Consider the following 4,656-nt stretch of genomic DNA (forward strand, 5'->3'; position numbering starts at 1 on the left):
GCCCTGGCTGTCGTGCTGGTAGCTCTCCTGGCCCTGTCCGGGGTAGACGACGCTCGTGACTTGCCCCTTGCTGCTGGAATACCGGTCCAGATTGAAGCGGGTCTGGGGCACCCCGCTACGGAAGTTATTGACGGTGTCGCTCTGCCAGGGGATGTAGTGGCGGGGACTGACATACCAGGAATATCCGGAGTAACCGTTGTAATACCACTCAGACCGCGCACCTGCGGGATCGGTGATGGTCACCCGATAGTTGGCCCACATGACGGCGCCGGGTGCCGGGTAGGGGTTGCTGCCGTTGCTGGCGACGGTGGATGGCTCGATGAGGAACCGCCAGGTGCCGTCCGCCTTCTCGATGCTCGTGACATAGACATTGGTGTCGTAGGTCAGGCGCGACCAATAGCCACCCATATCGGTGATTTGGGTGAGATTCTTTCCGGTATCGTATTGAAAGGATGCGACGCGGGTGAATGGGTCGGTGACGGTCCCGACGAGTCCCGCGCTGTTATAGGCGAGGCGTGTCACCTGGCCCAGTGCGTCCGTGATGGTCGTCAACTGCACCGCGGCGTTGTAGCCGAAGCTGAGCTTCTGGCCGAAGGTGTCGGCCGCCTCCACCAGGAAGGGCTGCATCGAGCTGGTGCCGGCCGGGATGTCGTAGATGAAGGTACTGTCGTCCGGAAAGCGCAGTTCCCAGCGCTGCCCGCCAAGGTTGATCAGGCGGTTATGGACATTTGCGGGGGGCGTATAATGCCCGGCCATGTCGCCGGTGAAGATGTCCCGGCGGCCGTCCGGCATGTAGATGGTCACGGTGTCGCCGGGGTCCAGCACCAGGTAGGTGCCATAATTGAATTGCCACTTGTTGCCGAATGGCTCGTGTTGATTGTTGGCGGATTGGCTGTTGTAGCTCAGCGCAATGGCAACCTTGGGGCCGACGGCCGGGTCGTACCAGAGCGGTGTGTCGCCCACGAACAGGTTCATGTTGACGGGGTTGACGTTCCAGCTACATTCACCGTGGCAGTTGTTCGGGCTGCCCAGGTCCGCTTCCGGCCGCGCCACCCCGCAGCACCCCCCGGTCAATTGCGCCAACTCGGTGTCTGACAGCGGGACCCCGGGCAGTGCCGCATCCCCTCCGGCAAAGACCAGGGCGACGCCCTGCCACTCGCCGGAGAACTCGCCCACCGTCTGCCTGAACCAGCGCCCGCTCTGCGGGTCGTGCAGCTTCAACAGCTCGCCGCGCTTGCTGTGCAGGATCCAGAAGTGCCCCTTGTCGCCCTCCGCCGGGCCGGGGATGTGGACGATGGCGGGCAGCGGAATCTGGTCCAATTCGCTGGACGTCAGCCGCAGGGCGCTTAGTGCAAGGCCATATTGGGCCGCCAGGTCTTTGAGTTCCTGGAGGCTCTGCCCGTTGGTGTTCTGCGCCTGGCGGGCCAACACGGCCTGGGCGCCGGCCTGCTCCCCGCGCCCGCCGAGCAGGTCGCCCAACGCCAGGTAGCCGCAGTTGAGAAAGGCAAGCTCCTGGCTCTTCTGCACATTGATGCGATGCAGCCAGTGCGAGGCATAGGTACGCTCGCGCCAGTCGAGCCCGTTTTGCTCCAACTCGCCGAAATACGCGGTCGCGCCGTCCAGGTTGTTGCGCAGCGTCTTGGTCTCTGCCAGGCGCATCCGCGCCTTGTTGGCGAGTCGCCGGGCACCTGGGTCGGTGCTGTCTTTGGTGCGGGCGAGGATTCGGTGGTAGTGGCTCTCCGCCTCGGTGTAGCGGCCCTGGTAGCGGGCCTCGCAGGCGAGGTGGATCTCGGCCTCGTCGGCCCAGGGGCTGTCCGGGTTTTCCGTCAGGTGCTGCTGGAAGAGTGCGGTCGCCTCTTTCCAGTGGTGGCCGTTCCACTGCTGGATGGCGCGGCCGAAGGAGCGGTTCCCGGCCGCCCGGCGGGCCTGATGGCGGGCCGCGCGACTGGCCGCTGTCCGGGACGCCGGCGCGGCGGCGGTCGAATCGGCGGTTGGTTCAACCGGATAGAGCGCGCCGCCGAGTTGGCCGGCGGCGGTCAAGGCGTCATCGCTGGGGGGCTCGATCAGATCGAGCGGTTGGACGGAAACCGACACCGGCGGGGTGGCCGGAGCTGGCGGGTCCTCGCTCGCATCGGCCTGACCAATGGCCAACGCCAAGGGCAGGACGCACCACGCGATCAGCGCACGCCAGAGGCGGGGGCCGGGGGTTGGTTCACGCTGCGCTGCGAGCATCTTGACCTCCGTCGACGATCGTCCGGGTGCAATCCGCACGCGCCAGATTTTCTCCCTTCTTATGGCATTGTCAATACCCGGCCATCGGCTGGGTCTCGCGTCGATGTCATTGGCGCAGAAGCGATCACCTCAGAGCGCGACCAGGGTCCGCCCGTGGGTGCGGCCGGCGAGCATGCGCTCGAACACCTCGGGCAAGCCGTCCAGGGTGACCGTCTCCGCGACCAGTGACTCCAGGTCCGCCAGCTGCCAGTCACTGGCCAGGTGCTCCCAGAGCGTCCGGCGCAGGCCGGTGGGGACATCCACCGAGTTGCAGCCCAGGAGGCTCGCCCCGCGCAGGATGAAGGGCATCACCGTGGTGTGCAGGTCGGCCCCAGCGGCCAGGCCGATGGCGGCGATGTTGCCGTTCGGGGCGATGGTGCGGGTGATCTGGGCCAGCACCTCGCCGCCCACGTTGTCCACCGCACCGCCCCAGCGGGCCTTCTCTAATGGTCGGGTGGCCGTCGCCAGTGCGTCCCGCGCCACGACTTCGGTGGCGCCCAGGTGGTGCAGCCAGTCGGTGAGCTCGGGTTTGCCCGAGAGCGCGGTGACGGGAAAACCAATGCGGGCAAAGATGGCGACGGCCACGGCGCCCACCCCGCCGCTGGCACCGGTGACCAGGATCGGACCCATCGCCGGGTCCTGACCATTGACCAGCATTCGGTGGACGGCCAGTGCGGCGGTGAAGCCGGCCGTGCCCAGGATCATCGCGGTACGTGGGTCGAGTCCGGCCGGGACCGGTACGAGCCAGTCACCGGGGCAACAGAGGTAACCGGCAAAGCCGCCGTCATGGTCGTGGGTGAGACCCCAGCCGGTCGCGATCACGGCCTCGCCCGGGCGATAGTCAGGGTGGGCGGACGCCTCCACCACCCCGGCGGCATCGGCCCCGCCCACCAGTGGAAAGCGGCGCAGGATCTTGCCGCGACCGGTCCCGGCCAGGGCATCCTTGTAGTTGATGCCGGACCAGCCGACCCGGATCAGTACCTCACCCGCGGCGGGCGTGGGCCTTGGGAGTTGCTCGACACCGGCGTGGTGCCCCTGCGCGTCTTGATGGATGCGAAAGGCGGGGTAGGTGGTCATTTCATGGTCTCCGTTCGTGAGTTCGATCTCGAAGGAATGATTCCAGCCACCGGCGCTCGCGGCGCGCAGCGCCTGACACAGGCGTGACACCGCGTAGCGGTGTCACGAGGGTAATTTCTAGGACTCGACAGTGACCGGGATCTTGCCGATCCGCGCCCGCCACTGTGCCGGGCCGGTCTCGTGGACCGACTCGCCGCGGCTGTCCACGGCCACCGTCACTGGCATGTCCAGCACCTCGAATTCACGGATCGCCTCCATCCCCAGGTCTCCGAAGGCGACGAGGCGTGAGGACTTGATGGCCTTGGCCACGAGGTAAGCGGCACCGCCGACGGCCATCAGATAGACCGCCTGGTGGCGGCGGATGGCCTCGATGGCAACCGGACCGCGCTCGGCCTTGCCGATCATGCCGATGAGGCCGGTCTCACTGAGCATCTGTTCGGTGAACTTGTCCATGCGGGTGGCGGTGGTCGGGCCGGCGGGGCCCACCACCTCGTCGCGCACCGGGTCGACCGGTCCCACGTAATAGATGAAGCGCCCGCGCAGATCCACCCCGTCCGGGAGCCCGGCGCCGCTGTTGAGGAGATCCGTGAGGCGCTTGTGTGCGGCATCCCGGCCGGTCAGCAGCCGGCCGGAGAGCAGGAGGCGCTCGCCGGGCTGCCAGGTGGCGATCTCTTCGCGGGTGACCTGGTCGAGGTTCACCCGGCGGGCGCCCGCGGTGGCGTCGTAGGCGATGGCGGGCCAGTCGCTGAGCAGCGGCGGCGCCAGCGACACCGGGCCCGAGCCGTCCAGGGTGAACTCCGCGTGACGGGTGGCGGCACAGTTGGGGATCATGGCCACGGGCAGCGACGCGGCATGGGTGGGGAAGGTCTCGATCTTCACGTCCAGTACCGTGGTGAGACCGCCCAGCCCCTGGGCGCCGATGCCCAGCGCATTGACCTTCTCGAACAGCTCCAGGCGCAGTTCCTCGATCGGGTTGGCGGGACCGCGGCCCTTGAGTTCATGGATATCGATGTGCCCGAGCAGCGACTCCTTGGCCATCAGCATGGCCTTCTCGGCCGAGCCGCCGATGCCGATCCCAAGCATCCCCGGCGGGCACCAGCCGGCGCCCATCAGGGGGACCGTCTTGAGCACCCAATCCACCAGGCAGTCGCTGGGATTCAAGATGGTGAACTTGGACTTGTTCTCCGAGCCGCCGCCCTTGGCCGCCAGGCGGACCTCCACCTGGTCGCCCGGCACCAATTCCACATGGACGACCGCCGGGGTGTTGTCCCCGGTGTTTTTGCGCGCACCGGCGAAATGCAGAGGTTA

At 67.2% G+C, this 4,656-nt stretch carries 2 protein-coding genes and 1 pseudogene; all 3 read right to left on the reverse strand.

The window, feature by feature from the left end; translation table 11 throughout:
- A partial coding sequence (locus QZY44_RS22300; RefSeq protein ID WP_295452670.1) for a cysteine peptidase family C39 domain-containing protein occupies positions 1-2,232 on the reverse strand: 2,232 nt, incomplete at its 3' end.
- Positions 2,233-2,361: 129 nt separating this feature from the next.
- On the reverse strand, positions 2,362-3,348 hold the full coding sequence (locus tag QZY44_RS22305) for a YhdH/YhfP family quinone oxidoreductase (RefSeq protein ID WP_295452673.1): 987 nt from the start codon (positions 3,346-3,348) through the stop codon (positions 2,362-2,364).
- Between the two features lie 117 nt (positions 3,349-3,465).
- A pseudogene (locus QZY44_RS22310) lies at positions 3,466-4,638 on the reverse strand (fumarate hydratase); the annotation flags it as partial.
- Positions 4,639-4,656 lie beyond the last annotated feature (18 nt).

It is taken from the genome of uncultured Thiodictyon sp. (assembly GCA_903837595.1).
In the GTDB taxonomy this organism is placed as follows: domain Bacteria; phylum Pseudomonadota; class Gammaproteobacteria; order Chromatiales; family Chromatiaceae; genus Thiodictyon.